General features: G+C 71.2%; 15 protein-coding genes. 10 read left to right on the top strand and 5 right to left on the bottom strand.

Annotated features, from left to right (window positions below; translation table 11 throughout):
- Nucleotides 1-350: 350 nt before the first annotated feature.
- Nucleotides 351-3,233 carry an MGH1-like glycoside hydrolase domain-containing protein gene (locus ACIRRY_RS02320; protein WP_403966923.1) on the bottom strand — a complete coding sequence of 961 codons (2,883 nt, stop codon included), beginning with the start codon at nucleotides 3,231-3,233 and terminating at the stop codon, nucleotides 351-353.
- Nucleotides 3,234-3,571: 338 nt separating this feature from the next.
- On the opposite strand from ACIRRY_RS02320, the gene ACIRRY_RS02315 reads away from it, so the two are divergent.
- Together ACIRRY_RS02315 and ACIRRY_RS02310 are read left to right on the top strand one after the other, a co-directional pair.
- Nucleotides 3,572-5,434, top strand: coding sequence for a glycoside hydrolase family 76 protein (locus ACIRRY_RS02315; RefSeq protein ID WP_403966921.1), 1,863 nt, complete (start codon nucleotides 3,572-3,574; stop codon nucleotides 5,432-5,434).
- A gap of 101 nt (nucleotides 5,435-5,535) precedes the next feature.
- Entirely contained in the window at nucleotides 5,536-6,306 is a 771-nt protein-coding gene (locus ACIRRY_RS02310; protein WP_403966918.1) for an Atu4866 domain-containing protein, read from the top strand.
- Between the two features lie 4 nt (nucleotides 6,307-6,310).
- Here the strand turns inward: ACIRRY_RS02310 and ACIRRY_RS02305 are convergent, their stop codons facing one another.
- A complete protein-coding gene (locus tag ACIRRY_RS02305; protein ID WP_403966916.1) occupies nucleotides 6,311-6,568 on the bottom strand; it encodes a hypothetical protein in 258 nt (85 codons plus the stop codon).
- A gap of 370 nt (nucleotides 6,569-6,938) precedes the next feature.
- On the opposite strand from ACIRRY_RS02305, the gene ACIRRY_RS02300 reads away from it, so the two are divergent.
- The 5 genes from ACIRRY_RS02300 to ACIRRY_RS02280 all read left to right on the top strand — a co-directional run bounded on the left by ACIRRY_RS02300 (nucleotide 6,939) and on the right by ACIRRY_RS02280 (nucleotide 10,772).
- A complete protein-coding gene (locus ACIRRY_RS02300; protein WP_403966913.1) occupies nucleotides 6,939-7,904 on the top strand; it encodes a LysR family transcriptional regulator in 966 nt (321 codons plus the stop codon).
- A gap of 101 nt (nucleotides 7,905-8,005) precedes the next feature.
- Nucleotides 8,006-8,743, top strand: coding sequence for a YoaK family protein (locus tag ACIRRY_RS02295; protein ID WP_403966910.1), 738 nt, complete (start codon nucleotides 8,006-8,008; stop codon nucleotides 8,741-8,743).
- Nucleotides 8,725-9,510 (top strand): MIP/aquaporin family protein, encoded by a 786-nt coding sequence (locus tag ACIRRY_RS02290; RefSeq protein WP_403966907.1) that lies wholly within the window; start codon nucleotides 8,725-8,727, stop codon nucleotides 9,508-9,510. The genes ACIRRY_RS02295 and ACIRRY_RS02290 overlap by 19 nt, the downstream gene beginning before the upstream one ends.
- A 189-nt stretch (nucleotides 9,511-9,699) precedes the next feature.
- Nucleotides 9,700-10,329: a hypothetical protein gene (locus ACIRRY_RS02285; RefSeq protein WP_403966904.1), complete on the top strand. Its 630-nt coding sequence runs from the start codon at nucleotides 9,700-9,702 to the stop codon at nucleotides 10,327-10,329.
- A complete protein-coding gene (locus ACIRRY_RS02280; protein ID WP_403966901.1) occupies nucleotides 10,326-10,772 on the top strand; it encodes a J domain-containing protein in 447 nt (148 codons plus the stop codon). The genes ACIRRY_RS02285 and ACIRRY_RS02280 overlap by 4 nt, the downstream gene beginning before the upstream one ends.
- 46 nt (nucleotides 10,773-10,818) lie before the next feature.
- Here the strand turns inward: ACIRRY_RS02280 and ACIRRY_RS02275 are convergent, their stop codons facing one another.
- From ACIRRY_RS02275 to ACIRRY_RS02265, 3 genes are read right to left on the bottom strand one after another with little or no spacing between them, the layout of a single operon-like run.
- Nucleotides 10,819-12,849 (bottom strand): M48 family metalloprotease, encoded by a 2,031-nt coding sequence (locus tag ACIRRY_RS02275; RefSeq protein WP_403966898.1) that lies wholly within the window; start codon nucleotides 12,847-12,849, stop codon nucleotides 10,819-10,821.
- Complete coding sequence (locus tag ACIRRY_RS02270) at nucleotides 12,846-13,559, bottom strand: RNA polymerase sigma factor (protein ID WP_403966895.1); 714 nt, start codon at nucleotides 13,557-13,559, stop codon at nucleotides 12,846-12,848. Before ACIRRY_RS02270 ends, ACIRRY_RS02275 begins: the two co-directional genes overlap by 4 nt.
- Complete coding sequence (locus tag ACIRRY_RS02265) at nucleotides 13,556-13,789, bottom strand: hypothetical protein (RefSeq protein ID WP_403966892.1); 234 nt, start codon at nucleotides 13,787-13,789, stop codon at nucleotides 13,556-13,558. Before ACIRRY_RS02265 ends, ACIRRY_RS02270 begins: the two co-directional genes overlap by 4 nt.
- A 645-nt stretch (nucleotides 13,790-14,434) precedes the next feature.
- On the opposite strand from ACIRRY_RS02265, the gene ACIRRY_RS02260 reads away from it, so the two are divergent.
- The 3 genes from ACIRRY_RS02260 to ACIRRY_RS02250 are packed head-to-tail and all read left to right on the top strand — an operon-like array spanning nucleotide 14,435 to nucleotide 16,607.
- Nucleotides 14,435-15,499 carry a Rieske 2Fe-2S domain-containing protein gene (locus ACIRRY_RS02260; protein ID WP_403966889.1) on the top strand — a complete coding sequence of 355 codons (1,065 nt, stop codon included), beginning with the start codon at nucleotides 14,435-14,437 and terminating at the stop codon, nucleotides 15,497-15,499.
- Nucleotides 15,496-15,675, top strand: coding sequence for a hypothetical protein (locus tag ACIRRY_RS02255; protein ID WP_403966886.1), 180 nt, complete (start codon nucleotides 15,496-15,498; stop codon nucleotides 15,673-15,675). Before ACIRRY_RS02260 ends, ACIRRY_RS02255 begins: the two co-directional genes overlap by 4 nt.
- Nucleotides 15,672-16,607 (top strand): PDR/VanB family oxidoreductase, encoded by a 936-nt coding sequence (locus ACIRRY_RS02250; RefSeq protein ID WP_403966883.1) that lies wholly within the window; start codon nucleotides 15,672-15,674, stop codon nucleotides 16,605-16,607. Before ACIRRY_RS02255 ends, ACIRRY_RS02250 begins: the two co-directional genes overlap by 4 nt.
- Nucleotides 16,608-16,725 lie beyond the last annotated feature (118 nt).

Below are 16,725 nucleotides of genomic sequence, written 5' to 3'. Positions count from 1 at the left end.
TGGCGTCGGCACGTCCCTTGCAGCGCCCGGCGACCGGCCCGGCCCACCTCCCCCTCATCGACCGCCTCGGCGGCGACTTCGTTGGCACGGTCGATCCCGGCCATGTGCTCCTCCGCCCAGGTCCGCAGCCCCGCGAGCCCGGCTTCCAGGGACAGCCCGAGTCCGGTGAGTCGGTGAAAGGCGCAGCCGGCGTCCAGGTGCACGGCAACGCGGGCACAGGTCCCCCGGTGATCACAGAGCGTCGCAACTCCATGATCGCTGTGACCTGTGCCCGTTCCGCGGCCGACGTTCTCCAGCGTGCCGGCCCACCGATTCGGCGCAACCGGACCGGATACGCGCCCTGGTGCGTCTCAGGACGTGAGGTAGCAGGACTTGCTCACATTCGGCAGCGGGTCGGAACCGAAGGCCGCCGTCGTGCAACTCGCGCCGCCCGTGAACGCCTTGTAGAGGAAGCGGTCCCGCGCGCCGTAGGCGAGGGTCTGTTGTCCGCTGAAGCCGCAGGTCCCGCCTTCCGCCGCGCAGTTGGTGGCGTAGCCGACCGGGCCGCCGGTGGCGGTGTAACAGGCCTTGGACTCACCGGAGACGGGGTCACCGAACACGGCGTCGGTGCACGCCGTGTCGCCGGTGGCGGTGGCCGCGGTGAACGCTCCGTAGGCGCCGTACAGCACCGGCTGTCCCGCCACTGCCGCACAAGTCCCGCTCTGGTCCGCGCACTTGGTCCAGCCACCGGCCGGAGCGCCTGCGGGCGGCAGATAGCAGGACTTGGCGACACCGTCGATCGGATCGCCGAAGTGGGCGTTGGAGCAGGCGACGGAGCCGTTGGTGACCTGGTGGACGAAGTTGCCGTTGGCGCCGTAGGCGACGTCCCGGTTGTAGCCGGGCACGGCGCACGTGCCGTTCTCGGCCGCGCAGACGGTGTATCCGGGCGGGCCGCCCACGTCGGCGACGTAGCAGGACTTGACGAGGTTCGCCGCAGGGTCGCCGCCGAAGGAGTCGTTGGAGCAGGCGGTGCTGCCGCTCACCGTCTTGTAGGTGTACGTCCCGGCGCCGTAGGCCACCGAGCGGGTGCCGCTGAAGGAGCAGGTGCCGCCCTCGCCCACGCACCGGGTGTAGCCCGCGCGCAGGGCGCCGGTGCCGGGTTCGGCGGGCGGTGCCGGGTTGCCGAGGCCGCCGGCGGAGACGGTGTAGCTGCCGGGGGCGACGCCGGTGAGATAGACGTAGGTGTCGTCCTGGCCGCCGCCGGTGATGCCGGAGGTCGGCGTGAAGGCTCCGTTCTTCCATACGACGGTGCCGTTCACGGTGACCGTGATGTCGCCGCCGAGCTTCGGGACGCCGATCCGGCCGGTGCTGCCGGACGGGCTGGAGAGCGTGGCCGAGTAGGTGCCGGCCGAAGGGTCGCGGGACCAGGACGCGTTGATGGCGCCCTGGGGTGTGGTGATTCGGCCCTGGGCACTGGTCAGGTCGCCGGGGTGCGGTACGAAGCGGTAGGCGCCGGTGGACGACTCTGGCGCGGTGCCGAGCACGTCGAAGGTGAGCGTGGAGGTGGGTGCGGTGGACCAGCCGTGCGCCAGGCTCATGAACGAACCGCCGTACGCGAGACCGCCGTCGGACTGGATGCCCTCCCAGAACGTGCTCCTCGTGCCGATGTCGCTGTCGAGCATGTGGCCCCAGGTGCGGCGGATCTGGTCCAGGGCGGTGAAGTCGTCGTTGGCGGTGAAGCGGGCGTTGAGTTCCATGCCGCCGGCGAACGGCGAGACGTTGCCGCCCCATTCGGGGGTGGTGGGGCCGTAGATGCCCCAGTTCTTGCCGAGTCCGGTGATGATGCTCTTCGACTTGGCCGTGGAGTCGCTCAACCCGTACCAGACGGCGAGGGAGTTGCCGTCCTGCGGGTAAAGGCCGCTGGTCGGGTTGTCCTTGTACATGCCCTTCGAGGCGTCCCACAGACGGGAGTTGGCCGCCGACCTGATGGCGTCGGCCCTGCTGTTCCAGCTCGCGGCGAGCGCGCTGTCGCCCTCCACCGCGGCGAGGGTCGCGCCGCCCCTGAGGGCGCCGTACAGCAGCGCGTTGGCGGAGATGTTCTCGCCGCCCTGGCCGACCCGGGCCCAGTCCTGGGTGCGGGTCACGTTGAGCAGGTTGTTGCCGTCGATCTTGTTGGTGATGAAGGCCATCCCCCGCTTGTAGTTGGACCATTCGGAGTCCAGCCACGACCGGTCGCCGGTGTACGTGTAGTACGTGGACGTCCCCAGCAGCGTCCACGTGTGGTACGTGTCCGAGCCGGTGAGGTTGAACGGCGGCCCGGACCAGGGGATTTCACCCGCCGCCGACTGCGCGTCGTACATCGTGGTGAGCGCGTTGCGGGTCGAGGTGAGGTCGTTGGAGTACGCGTACTGCGTGGGGACGGCGATGCCCATGTCGCCGGGCCACACCGTGCGGTCGCGCTTCGCCCCGTCGACCAGGACGGAGTCCCCGACACCCACGGTGGCGCTGTTGTCCCACGCCGAGGAGGGCGGCGGCCACGCGCGGCCCTGGTTGGAGGCGATGGTGTTCAACTGCACTGTGTACGCACCGGCGTACCAGATGCGGTTGAGCAACTCGTCGCTGGATGTGAAGTAGTTGGGGTAGTCGGCCGGGTTGCTCTTCCCCGGCGCCGCGGTGAAGTTGAGGCTGACGCCCTTGAGGTCCACCCAGCCCGAGCTGTCCAGGAAGACGGTCAAGTAGCGGAACCCGCCCCGCAGTTGGACGGTGGGCATCGTGTACGTCCCGTTGGCGGAGGGTGTGGCGTAGAGGGCGCCGTCCTCGCCGTCCCGGCCGCTGCTGCGGTCGCTGTTGTTGCCCACGTACAGGGACGACTCGCTGAAGGCCAGGCCGACACGTTGGCCGCTGGAGCTGGTGCTGCCGAATGACAACGTTACCAAGCCGCCGACCTCCTTCCCGAAGTCGAGCGTGATCGCCGACTGGGATCCGGAGATCCGGGTCGACTGTCCGCTCAGCACGTTCGTCGGGTTCGCGACGCCGCCGGAGGTGCGGTGGACGGCGGTCGGCTTGACGGTGCGCGAGGTCGGCGAGTAGTTCACGGCGTCAAGTGCCGCCTTGGGGGCGGGTGTCGCGGTCGCCGGTGCCGCGCCGGCGGACAGGGCCGGGGTCACGGCCAGCGCGGCCGCCACCACCATGGTGAACCCGACCACGGGCCCCGGTCTCGGCTTGCGGTTCTGCGGTGCTCTGCGGCGGCGCATGAGTGCCTCCCGGGTCGGTGGGGGAACCAGTCGCTCAACTGGACAACCAGGCGTATGAATCGATTCAACTCGATCGATCACGGGGGCCCGGAGACGGAGGAGCAACGGGTACGCGAGATGACTCGCCGAAGTTCGCACCGATGATGGGCGCCGGGAAAGCGGGTGTCAACCCGTCACGAGAGCCTTCAACTCCCGCGTAAAAAGCGCGTCTTACGACATTGACAGGGTCGCACCAAGCCGGTTCACTGCGTCGAGGACGGTAGAGGTATGGACCATTGATCCAGAGCTGAATCCATTCACACCCGGCGTCCCCCATCGTGAAATCGAGGCGAGTTCCGGTGTCCCCACATGACTTCGACATCGTTGTCGGACCACGGTTCCTCAACTTTCTGCTGACGGCCGCCCTCGCGTTCGTGGCACTGGTACCGGCCGCGACGCCGGCGTCCGCCGCGACCCAGGTGTGCGTCCTGGCCTGTGACACGCTGGACCCTTCGCAGGCCAGGCAGGAAACGTTTCCAGTGCCGGACAAGACGCTCAACGGGCGGCGTGTCCAGCTCCATGTGTCCGACGCGGACGACATGGCGTGGGCCGGCATCGACAACGGCACGACCGGTGACGCGGTGTGGCTGGACCGCTCCTGGGACGGCGGCGCGACCTGGGACGGCCTGCTGGGCAAGGCGAGCATCCCGAGCACCTGGACCGGCACCAGGACGCTCATGTACAACATCACCGACCCGCGCGACCACAAGCGCGGCCTGGTCCGGGCCTGCGGCGACGCGGCCGGCGTCGGCTGCACGAACTGGGTCTACCCCACGGTCTGCGACACCGTCTGCGACGGCACGAGCGCGGGCCAGGCGGCGGGCGACGACCAGCCGGTGCCCTCAACCACCTTGTACGGCCGGACAATTCGGCTGCACGTCGACCAGCAGAACTCGGCGGCCTGGGCGAGCGTCGACACCGGTGGCGCCGGTGACGAGATCTGGCTGGACCGCTCCTGGGACGGCGGCGCGACCTGGCCGGACGGCTCCTCCCTGGGCCGTACCAGCACCCCCTCCGGGTCGACCGGCACCCGTACCACCATGTACGCCACCCGCGACCCGCGCGGTCTCCTCTACGGCGGCGCGGTCCGCGCGTGCGGCCGGGAGGCGAGCCACAACGAGGGCAGCTGCACCGCGTGGTACCGGCCCGTGCCGACCCGGGCGCGCGCGGCGGCGGACGCGCTGATGACGTCGTACGACCCCTACAACGGCTGGTGGCCCAGCAGTTGGTGGAACTCGGCGGCCACTCTCACCTCTGTCATCGACTTCGCGAGGACGACGGGCACGCACGACTACGACTGGGTCATCGCCCGGACCTTCGACAAGAACAAGGGCGTCTTCCCGGCCGGGACGCGGAGTTCGGACGCGATCGAGGGCGACTTCGTCAGCCGGTCGATCGACGACTCCGGCTGGTGGGCGATCGCGTGGATCGACGCGTACGACTACACGCACGACGTGCGCTATCTCAACGAGGCCGTCACCATCGCCAGTTACATCCAGCAGTACTGGGACACCGGCACCTGCGGCGGTGGCGTGTGGTGGGACCGGGAGAAGACCTACAAGAACGCGGTGACGAACGGGCAGTACCTGTGGCTGACCACCGCGCTGCACCAGCGCGTCGCGGGCGACACCGTGTGGCTCCAGCGGGCGAAGACCTCGGCCGCCTGGTACAGGGCCGGCGGGATGATCAACTCCTCGGGTCTTGTCAATGACGGGCTGTCCTCGTCCTGCGCCAACAACGGCTCCACCGTGTGGAGTTACAACCAGGGACTGGCCATCGGCGCCTTCACCGAACTGTGGAAGACGACCGGGGACAGCTCGCTGCTGGCCACCGCACGGACCCTCGCGGACGCGGCGATCAGCAGTCCGACGCTGACGTCCGGCGGGGTGCTCACCGAGTCCTGCGACGTCGGTTCGGCGTCCTGCGACGACAACCGGAAGCAGTTCAAGGGCATCTTCATGCGGAACTTCGCCGACCTGGCGAAGGTGACCGGCTCCAGCACCTACCGCGCCTACGTCCAGAAGCAGGCCGACACGCTGTGGGCGCAGGACCGGTCCTCCCTCAACGCGCTCGGTGAACGCTGGGCGGGGACCAGCCCGAACCAGACCGACTGGCGTACGCAGGCAAGCGCGCTCGGCGCGCTGACGGCCGCGGCGGGCTGAGCTCAGGGTGGGTGCGGGACTCCTGGGGTAACGGCGGCCTGGTTGCGTCTGGCGGACGCGACCAGGCTTGCCGTGAAGCAGCCCACCCCGAGGAGCAGGCGATGAGCACCACCCACACGGACACCGTGACCTGGAACGACAAGGCCTTCGACGAGATCGCCGCGAACGACGCGGGCCGTCCCGTCCTGTTCACCAACGCCCGGGTCCTGACGATGGACCCCCTGATCGGAACCCTGCGCGGCGCCGACGTCCTGCTCGTCGGCGCCCTGCTGGTGGGCGTCGGCCCGGGCATCATCACGGCGGCCGGGGACGACAACGCCATCGTCGTCGACTGCACGGGCATGACGGTGGTGCCGGCCGTGGTGGACACCGTCGCCCTGGTCGGTGGGCGCGGCCAACGCTCCGAGTACGTGGGGACGTTGACGCCCGGCAACACCGGTGACCTGCTCGTCGTGCCGGACGAGTTCGCCCCGGACGTGGCGGGCGCGCAGGCCATGCTGCTGACCCGGCCCCAAGAGGTCCGCGCCCTGATCGCGAACGGCAAGCCGGTCCTCTGGGCGGGCACCGACGCCCCCGACCGGTCCACCGCCCCCGAGGCGGGCATCCCCGCCGCCGAGGACCTGACCGGCAGCCCGCGCGTCGGTGTCTGGATCGACAGGAACGACTTCCTGTACCAGGAGTTGACGGCCGACGGCCGCTACGACGAGACCCGGGGCGGCCGTCCGCACGCCTACGAGGGCCGCTACTGGATCGACGGCGACCGCATCGACTACCTCGACGACCTCGGCTTCTGGGCCTTCGGCGAGTTCCGGGGCGACGAACTGCGTCACGCGGGGTACGCGATGCGACTCGGGGCGGACTCCCGGTCGTAGCGGATCACCGGAACTCGGCGCGCAACCGGGCCTCCGCCCCGGGGTCCGTTCGCGGGTGGAGGTCCAGGGCCGCCAACGCGGCGCCGAGCAACGGGGGTTGGGTGCAGACCACCGGGCGGACACTCGGTACGGCTTCGGTGAGTCTGCGTTCGACGTCGTCGAGGAGGGCCCGGTGTCCGGCGGCCAACACGCTGCCGCCGAGGACCACTTCGGGGTCCGGGGCGGTGGCGAGCTGGAGGCGGCACAGGACGGTCAGGGCCATTCCGCTGGACCTCCGGCGGCGTCCTCTACGACTACGTCGACAGCGTCGCCATGGACCGCAAGCTCGCGGTCCTGAAGGGCCTGGGCGTCACCAAGGTCTCGGTGTGGTCGCTGGGCGGCGGGAACCCCTGGTTCTCCAACTGATACGAGTACGCGGACGGAGCGTTCCGGGGCCGACCCCGGAACGCCCCGAACTCCCGTCAGTGGGCAGGGGTGTTGAGGACGTGGTCGCGGGACGCTCTGACCTCGGCGCGCAGGGCGGGCCGGCTCCTGAGGTCGGTCGATGGCGGTTCGACGCTAGGTTTGCGACGATGAATCGGTCCAGCACATGGTTCTGCTCGAACCGATCGCCCAAAGGGATGGATGAGGTCGTGGACCTGCGTCACCTGAGGTACTTCCTCGCCGTCGCCGAGACCCGTAACTTCACCCAGGCGGCGGCCGGTTGCTATGTCGCCCAGTCCGCGCTGAGCCAGCAGATCGCCCGGCTGGAGAAGGACGTGGGCGCCCGGCTCTTCAGCCGCACCAGCCGTTCCGTACGGCTGACGGCCGCCGGGGAACTCCTCGAACCGCTGGCCCGCCGCATCCTCGCCGACGTCGACAACGCCCGGGCGGCGCTCGACGCCCTGTCCGGGCTGCGGCGCGGGCGGCTGCGGCTCGGGCTGGTCCAGACGCGGGCCTCCTCGGTCGACCTGGTCGAGGTGATGGCCGACTACCACGCCCGCTACCCGGGCATCGACTTCCATGTGACCAACGCGCCCAGCGCGGAGATGGCCGCGTCGGTCCTGGCCGGGGACCTCGACCTCGCGGTCGTCGGCCTCGGTCCGCGTCAAGTCCCGGACGGGCTGGACCACTTGGTGCTGGCCGTCGACCCGCTGGTGCTGATCGTGCCCGCCGATCACGCCCTGGCCGACCGTGACACCGTCGACCTCGCCGATCTCCCGGAGAGCCACCAGCTCATCCAGTTCACCCGGGGCAGCGGGCTGCGCCGCCAGGTGGAGGCAGCCTTCGCCCGCGCCGGGGTGGAACCGGGCCGGCACTTCCAGGTCGGCCAGATCCACGACATGATCCGGCTGGCGGCACGGGGCATCGGCGTGACGGTCGTCCCGCGCTCGTCCGTGTTCACCGGCTCCGCACCGGGCACCGGCCCCCAGGACTCCCTGCCGTACGGCGCCCGCGCGCTCCGGGTCGCGGACGAGGCGGCCGTGCACACCATCTGCGTGGTCCACGACAGCAAGCGGCTGGCGCCGGCCGCCGCCGCGTTCCTGGAAGTGGTGGAACGGCACACGGTCGGCGGACGGGGCGACCAGTCGTCCGGTCGTCGTGATCAATCGTCCTGACAGATCGCTGCGTCCGCATCCATATGTTGGACGGAACGCTCCCGTGGCGCGAGGCTCGTAGGGAAGTCGGAACTCCGGCGAGAGCGAATGGGAGCAATGCCATGCCTGCCGCACTGCACGACGCGTGGGCCACGGTCGTCCCCGACATGAAGGACCGGCACGGCCCGCTCCCTCCTCTCATGCTCGCGCTGACGGTGGTGACCGGGCTCGTGGACGCCTTCAGCTATCTCGTCCTGGGCCATGTCTTCGTCGCCAACATGACCGGCAACGTCGTCTTCTCCGGCTTCGCGATCGCCGGCTCGGCGGGCTTCTCCCTGGTGGCCTCCCTCGCCGCGCTGGCCGCGTTCGCCACGGGCGCCCTGCTCGGCGGACGGCTCGCGCACGGGGCCGACGCCCACCGCGGCCGGGTCCTGCACCTGGCGCTGCTGCTGGAGACGACCCTGGTCCTGGCCGCGTACGTGGTCGCCGAGGTGACGGACACCGCGCATGTCGGCACGGCCGTCCAGTACACCCTGATCGCGCTCCTCGGCCTCGCGATGGGCGTGCAGAACGCCACCGCCCGTGCCCTGGCCGTGCCCGACCTGACGACGACCGTGCTGACGCTCACCATCACCGGGGTCGCCGCGGACAGCCGCCTCGCGGGCGGCGAGGGCAGCAAGGTCGGCCGCCGGGTGCTCTCGGCCGCGGCGATGTTCGCGGGCGGTCTGGCCGGTGCCGTCGCGGTCGAGCACGGCGGCCGGGCGCTGCCCCTGCTGTTCGCCGCGCTGCTGCTGGTGGCGGCCTCCGGCACCGCGTTCGTCCTGACCCGCTCCGACGCCTCGTGGACGAAGCCGCTGTGAACGGCAACCGCCGCACGCTTCACTCAGCCCTCCTCGAACTCGCCCTGACCGCACTGATGTTGTTCGTCGTGGCCACCACGGTCCGCTGGCTGCTGGGCACCCTCGACCCGGCGTCCGGCGGCTGGTGGAACACCCCGGAGGGCCGACTGCTCGCGGTGGCCCCGCTCTCCGGCTACACGGTCACCGCCGTCATGCTCTCCCCCTGGGACAAGGTGACCGGCGGCCACATCAACCCGGCGATCACCCTCGCGATGTGGCGCTACGGCCGCCCGCCGGGCCGCGACGTCGCGCCGTTCATCGCGGGTCAACTGATCGGATCGCTGCTAGGCATCGCGGCCGGACGTATCGTCCGGGGGCCGGTGTTCGCCTCCCCGGCCGTGGACTTCGCCGTCATCCGCCCTGCTCCCGGATGGAGTTGGGCCGCCGTCGCCGTGGTCGGGACGGCCACGATGTTCGTCATCGTCGCCGTCGCCGGAATCGGTCTCTCCAGCCGCAGGCTCGGCCCGTTCACCCCCTGGGCGGTCGGCACGATGATCGCCGCGCAGATCATCGCGTTCGGCACCCTGTCCGGCGGAATCGCCAACCCCGCACGGGAGTTCGGCCCGGCGGTGTTCTCCGGGAGTCCGGCCCTCCTGCCGGTCTGTCTGCTCGCACCGCCGGTGGGTGCGCTCGCGGCCACGGTCGTGATCAACCAGGTCAACTCCCGTCGCCGTACGGCCACATGGGCACCGGCCGCGAAGGAACCGGCGCCGACTTCGCGGCCGTAGCCGAAGCTCCCGCGCGCTCTTCCCCGGTGGCGGCGGCACGGCCACAATGGACGCCCGGTGTCGGCGTGTTCGCGCCCTGGGAGGTCTCGTATGGCGTCGCAACCCGTGCCTCGGCCGAAGGGCGGCCCCTTGGATCGTCGGCCCGGGCCGCTTCCGGTGCCGGGACGCGCGGCGGGGCGGGACGCTCCCGTGCACGACGCCGCGACGCTCGGGTTCGTCGACCGGCCCGGACGCGACTACTGGTGGCGGCAGTTGAGCGAGGCGGTCCGAGACCGGATGGTCACCAGGGTCGGTCCGATCGTCGAGTGGTGGGCGTACTGCCACCGCGCGGACGAAGAGCGGCCGTACGCGGTGGTGTTCGGCGAGCGGGGTCTCGCCGTGGCCACGCCGACCCTCAACAACCAAGGCGGGCCGGCCCAGTTGCTCACCGTCGTGCCGTTCGTGCCGTCGTCGTTGCGGCACGCGGTGGTCGTGCGGAAGCCGACCCGGCTGCGCCCCGGTCGTCCCGCGTTGCCGGGCGGCGACACCGCGCAGGCGTACGGCGAGGAACTGCCGCTGCCCGCGCGTCTGCGCGGAGTTCTCGGCAATCTGCCCGCGGAGGCTCAGGCGCGTTTGCAGTGGCCGTTCGTCAACGGCGACGAGTTCGACCGGGGCGACTTCTTCTACTCGGGGGACGACGACGAGTTGGACATCTGGTGCTACCTGGCCGGACGCCGGTGGGTGACCTTCGTGTCCGGACACGGCTCGGGTCTGTCCGGTCCCGCGCACCGCGCCTCGTGGCGGCTGGTCTGCCGGCAGGCCGAGGTCGCGGCACGGTGACCGCGGCCGACGAACCGGAGCTCTACGCCCTGCTCGGTGTCCCGGCCGACGCCACCAGGGCGGAGATCGTGCGCGCTTTCCGCCGCAGCGCGCTGAGCCACCACCCTGACCGCGGCGGCGACACGAAGGCCTTCCAACAGCTGCACCAGGCCTACGAGACGCTGTCCGACCCGGTGCGACGGAAGACGTACGACCGTCGCCGCGCGGCGGCGGCGCGTGGTGCGCCCGTCGCCGACGCCGAACCGCCAGCGGCTGCCGACCCCTTCGAGTGGGCCTCCGGTGCGGGCCCGCGCACGGGGGCCGACTCGGGCGATCTGCGTGACCAGGGGGTGCACGCCGGTTCCTTCGCGACGCACGATCCGGATCGTTCGTGGCGGCGGGAGGACCGGTTCGCCTGGTGGAAGCCCGTCGACGAACCGCGGCCGAAGCGACGCCGACGGTGACCCGCCGCGGTCGACGCCAGTCCGTCGGTCGACGACAGTGCCTCGGTCAACGACAGTCCGCTGCCACGATCCCGGAGCCCTCCCCTTTCGCCGGTACCAACAGCATCTGCCCCACCGCGAGGCCGGTTCGCTTTCCCATGTCGTTGCGTTCCTGCAAGTCCTCGACGGTCGTGCCGTACTCGCAGGCGAGGGCGGACAGCGTGTCACCGCGTTCGACGAAATGGATGCGGAAGTCGAGGGAGGGCAACGGGCGGGGGATGACCGGCTCGGGGAACGACACGGTGAAGTGCGGTGTCGGCAGGAAAGCGGTGGGGAGAGGCCACGGCGAGTACCGCGAGACGGCCGCCCTCGGCAGCCCGGTCCGCCCGTAGGGCTGGGAGGAGTCGGAGCCGAGCAGGGCGGCCACCCACACCATCCCCGCCACGGCCACGGCACCCATGGTCACCTTGGCGACCTTGCGTTGCCGCGCGAGTTCCTCGACGACCAGGTCCGGCGCGCTCCTGCCGCTCCGCCCGGCCGTTGTCCGGCCGGCCGGAGCGGCCACCGTACGCAGGGCGAGGACGACCGGCGCCTCGATGTCGAGGCCGAGGCGCGCGAGTTCGGCGCGCAGGGCCGGCACCGCCGCCTTGTCGCGTGCGGCGGCCGCGACGAGATCGTCCAGGCGCCCGCGCGGGTCCAGCGGACAGTCCAGGACGTAGCCCCGGGTCCAACTGAGCGCCCAGCGCGCACGGCCCGCGCCGGCCAGCGCCTGCCCGGTCAGCGCGTACAGGGCCTCGGCGAGCTGCTCCTCGGGCTCGGGTGCGTCGGTGAGACGGCGTACGAGCGCTGTCTGCTCGCCGCGATCCAACAGGCCGAGGACGGTGGCGAGGGTGGGGCGCGCGGTCGTACCGGTGTCGCTCGCGGCGTCCAGCAGGAGGCTCGCGAGTTCGATGGCGAACGCCTCGGCGGCCAGGTCGGCCCACTCCGTCCGGGGCAGTGCCGTCGCCGAGCGTCCGGCTTCGCCGAGCATCCTGCGCTGCACCCGGGGCACCGGTGACGGGTCGCCGATCAGCGGGATCTCGTCCTCGACGGTCCTGGGAGGCGTGGCGGGCCGGGCCTCGATCAGGGCCAGTCGTCGGGCCAGCGGTGGATGGGAGTCCAGCGGGGAACGGCCCGCCTCGACGGGGTGCGCGCGCAGTTCGGCCATCCGCCTGCGGACCAGCGGGTCACCCGTCATCGCGGCGAACGCCTCGAACACGTCCTCGGGCACGAACCCGAGCCGCTGCACGGGCCGCAGATACCGGCTCTCGAACCCGGCCCAGGTGATGCCGAGCGCGTGGACGGCGCGCAGCGCCTGGGCGGTCACCTCGGGACCGACCATGGCGACCGCCTCCGCGTCCGCCTCCAGCTCCTGGCGTCGGCGCACCGCCAGCGACAGGCGCAGATACACCCAGGCGTAGACGCCGATCGCCGCCTGGAACAGCCACGTGTACCCGACCCGGGCCTCGTCCGACCGCGCGGTCATCCGCAGCCGGAACAGGGTGGAACGCAGCGACGCGGCCCCCCGGTAGGTGATCGCGCCGAACCGGGTGTGCCGGCCCGCGTAGTGGCCGAGTTCATGGCAGAGCACGGCCCGCAGCTCCACGGGCTTCAGCCAGAGGAGCAGCGGCACGCCCAGGTTCATGGTCCGCTCCCCGACCGCGAAGCCGAGCAGCCGCGCGTCCTCCGACACCGACGCGTTGGCCTCCGCCGTCAGAAGGATCCGGCCGGGCGGCCGGGTGCCCAACTGCCCGGCCAGATCCTCGACCAGCCGCCACAGACCGGGCGCGTCGGCGCGGCGCAGGACGACCGAGTCGGGCGGGGACTCCTCCGTGCGGCTCACCGTGGCCATCCCGTACAGCAGGGCGGCGGCCGCCGGGATGCTGCCGCCCACGGCGAGCGACCAGTTGCCCGCCTGTGAAGGGCGTTCGACCATCCCCCGCAGCATGAGGACGACGAGTGCCGCGTCGGCCGCGAGGAGAGCGAACGACACGACGTAGAACCCGGCGAGCATCCCCACGGCGAACAGCCCGCGTAACCACCCCACCACCGTGCTCACTTGACGTCCCCCCGTCTGCGGGCCAGCTCCGCCCGCGCCCGGGCGAGCCCGTCAGTGTCCTCCTCGACGGCCGCCCGGAGCCATGCCTGCGCGTCCCGCAGGGCGACGACGACGGGGTCCCGGCCGAGGCCGATCCGGCTCACGTCCACTCGACCCGGACGGGCCGACTGCGGGCCGGACATGAACGGGTCGTGCCTGCTCGTGTCGTCCGCGGCCATGTCCAGCGCCTCCTTGAGCGTCCGGCGCGCCTTGGACACGTTCGCGGCGACACCGCCGCGCGTCATCCGCAGCGTCTCGGCGATCTCCTTCTGGGACCAGCCGTGCAGACAGAACAGCACCATGGTGACGCGCTGCCGCGACGGCAGAGCCGCCAGCAGCCGCAGCACCTCGCGGGCCTCCGCGCTCTGTTCGGGGCCGGCCCGGACCGGCACCGGCACGTCCGGCAGCCGGTCCTGGCCCGTTCTGCGCCTGCGGCGCGTCTTCCACAGCCGCTGGACCGCGACCCGGTACACCCACGCCTCGGGCAGCTCGTACCCGGCGATACGGTCCCACGCCCGATACGCCTCCAGGAACGCCTCCTGGGTGACGTCCTCGGCGTCCTCGCGACTGCCGCAGAGCATGATCACCTGCGCCAGCACCCGTCCGTACGCGCCCGCGAAGAAGTCCTCGAAGTCCCTTTGCCCCACGGCCAGTTCCTGTCCCGCGCTCACGGTCGCCCCACCCCGGCCGGCTCTACGACGGTCGCCGAACGCGCGTTCAGCGTGTCCCCGTCGGCACGCGTGACCTCGACCGTGCCCCCGGGCCCGGCCGCCCGCACGACCGTGGCCAGCGCCTGCGCCCACGCACGCTCCCGCACCGGCTGCGTCCACAGCACCGCCAGCGCGTACACCAGCCGTGCGCACACCGGCACCACGACCACCACCACAGGTTCGACAACCATTTCAGGGTCCCTCCACAGGATCACAGCAGTGACACCCTGATACAGCCGTCGGTGCCCAACTGGTTTACCCGGGACCGCGATGAGGCCGATCCTCGCGGGTCTCCCTGGCGTGCTTCGGGACCACGAACAAGGGCCGGCCGATGAACACGAGAGAGAGCTGAGCCACGAGCCCGAGGAGAAAGACGATCAGCCCCGCGGACGCAATCCCCAATGCGACCGGGCTCCTTGCACCCGGGCTCCCCGCCGCCGGCAGCCAGGCGCCGCCGAGGAAAAGGAGCGTCAAGCCGCTCAAGCACACGGAGTTGAGCACGGAACCGCTTTCGAGCCTCCGCTGCCCTTTCTCCCCAAGATGCCGCCAGAGAGGCCCCGGCGACGTGCGCACCGTGGGGTCGCGCCAATACCTGACCGCTCGCACCCAGGAGCGGGCGGAGAGCGTGGCGAAAGCGGCGGCACCTGTGAGAGCGGTCCAAGACGTCATGGCAAGAACGACCTTCCCCTGTCCGAAGTGATGTTGTTCGCCATGGTGCCGGTGACAGAACCTACCGCCACTTCCCCCACCCCCTTCCGTGACGCGGAAGCGCTATTGCGGCCCCGCGCCCCCCTTCCGGACGATGTCGCCATCACCCACCGACGGGAGCCGCAACGATGCCGCACATGACCGCCTTCGCCAGGAACCAGTGGTACGTCGCCGCCTACAGCCACGAGGTCGGCCGCGACCTGCTCGGCCGGACGGTCCTCGGCGAGCCCCTCGTCTTCTACCGCACCGAGGACGACGGCACCGCCGTGGCGCTGCACGACCGGTGTGTGCACCGGCGGTTCCCGCTCTCCGGGAGCCGGCTCGACGGCGACCGGGTCGTCTGCGGCTACCACGGCTTCACCTACGACACGACCGGCACCTGCGTGTACGTGCCCGGCCAGAAACGCATTCCCCGCAGCGCCCGCGTCGCCTCGTACCCGGTGGTCGAGCAGGACGCGCTGGTCTGGGTGTGGATCGGCGACCCGGCGCTCGCGGACCCGCAGGTCATCCCCCGCGCCCCGCATCTCGCCTCCCCCGACTGGGTCACCGTCAGCGGCATGGAACCGATCGACGCCGACTACGGCCTCCTCGTCGACAACCTCCTCGACCTCTCCCACGAGACCTATCTGCACGGCGGTTACATCGGCTCCCCGGAGGTCGCCGAGACGCCGATCACCACGGAGGTCGACGAGGGCGCCGGCGTCGTACGGGTGAGCCGGCACATGGGAGACGCCGAGTGCCCGCCGTTCTACGCCAAGTCCACCGGGATACAGGGGCGGATCACCCGCTGGCAGGACATCGAGTACCACGCGCCCTGCCTCTACCTCCTGCACAGCCGGATCGCCCCGGTCGGCGTGCTCCCCGAGGAGGACGGCAGCGACCCGAACGGCTTCCACACCGAGATCACCTACGCCATCACACCCTCCTCGGACGGCAAGGTGTACGACTTCTGGGCGGTCTCCCGCGACTGGGCCACGGACGACGCCGAGGTCACCGAGTTCCTGCGGAGCAACAACCACACGGTCGTGATGCAGGACGTGGACGCGCTCAACCTCCTTCAGAAGACGCTGGGTTCGGAGCGCGCGGGCTATCAGGAGCTGAGCATCAACATCGACACCGGTGGTCTCGCCGCCCGTCGTATCCTCGCCCGGCTGGTCGAGGAGGGCGCCAAGCCCGTGGAGAAGGTCCAGTGACCGCTCCGACCGGCGAGGTCTACCGCATCGACTGGCTGCCGGGGACGGACGTCCTGCACGGCACCTGTCACTGCGGCCGCGAGCACACGTCGCAGGACCCGATCGAGATGTGGGAGTGGATGCTCGCCCACCCCCGCGGCCACTCGGTCGACGATCCGCAGGGAGCGGGCACATGAGCACCTACGAGGCCGAACTCGTCGTAGCGGCAAGGGAGTTCGCAGCCGACGGCGTCCTCGCCCTCACCCTGCGCCATCCGCTCGGCGAGCAACTCCCCTCCTGGGAACCGGGCGCCCACATCGACGTCGTGCTCGGCCCGGACCTGGAGCGCCAGTACTCGCTGTGCGGCGACCCGGCCGACCGCACGGCATGGCGGATAGCGGTACTGCGGGAGCCGGACGGGCGGGGCGGATCGGCGTACGTGCACGGGCAGTTGGGGCTGGGCGACAAGGTCGGGGTGCGCGGGCCGCGCAACCACTTCCGGCTGGAGCCCGCCTCCCACTACCGCTTCGTCGCGGGCGGCATCGGCATCACCCCGCTCCTGCCGATGCTGGCCGCGGCGGAGGCGGCGGGGGCGCAGTGGAGCCTCCTCTACGGCGGCCGCACCCGCAACTCCCTGGCGTTCACCGCGGAGTTGAGCCGCTACGGCGACCGCGTCACCGTCGCTCCGCAGGACGAGGTCGGGCTGCTCGACCTGCCGTCGGTGCTGGACGACGTACCCGAAGGGACTCTGGTCTACTGCTGCGGTCCCGGGCCGCTGCTCGACGCGGTCGAGGCGCGGTGTCCCGGCGGGATCCTACGCGTGGAGCGGTTCCAGCCGAAGGCCCAAGTGGCGGGCGCCGACAGCGAGTTCGAGGTCGTCCTGGAGCGGAGCGGCAGGACGGTCACCGTCCCGGTGGGCGTGTCCGTGCTCGACACCGTACGCGCCGCCGGTGTCGAGGTCCTGTTCTCCTGCACCGAGGGCACCTGCGGGACCTGCGAGACCGAGGTCGTCGACGGCACCCCGGACCACCGCGACTCGGTACTGAGCGAGGAGGAGCGGGCGGCCGGCGAGACGATGCTCATCTGCGTCTCGCGCTGCCTGGGAAAGCGGCTCGTGCTGGATCTGTGATCGCCGGGCACGCCGAACCGCAGTCGCCGGACACACCACGATGTGATCCCCGGACACGCCAAGAGCGCACTTCGATAACTGTCAACAATATTGTGAGCATCAGCCTTGACCTGGCCGT

The sequence above is a fragment of the Streptomyces sp. NPDC101776 genome (genome assembly GCF_044766845.1).
Taxonomy (GTDB): Bacteria; Actinomycetota; Actinomycetes; order Streptomycetales; family Streptomycetaceae; genus Streptomyces.
This window is presented reverse-complemented; position numbering and strand designations above follow the sequence as displayed.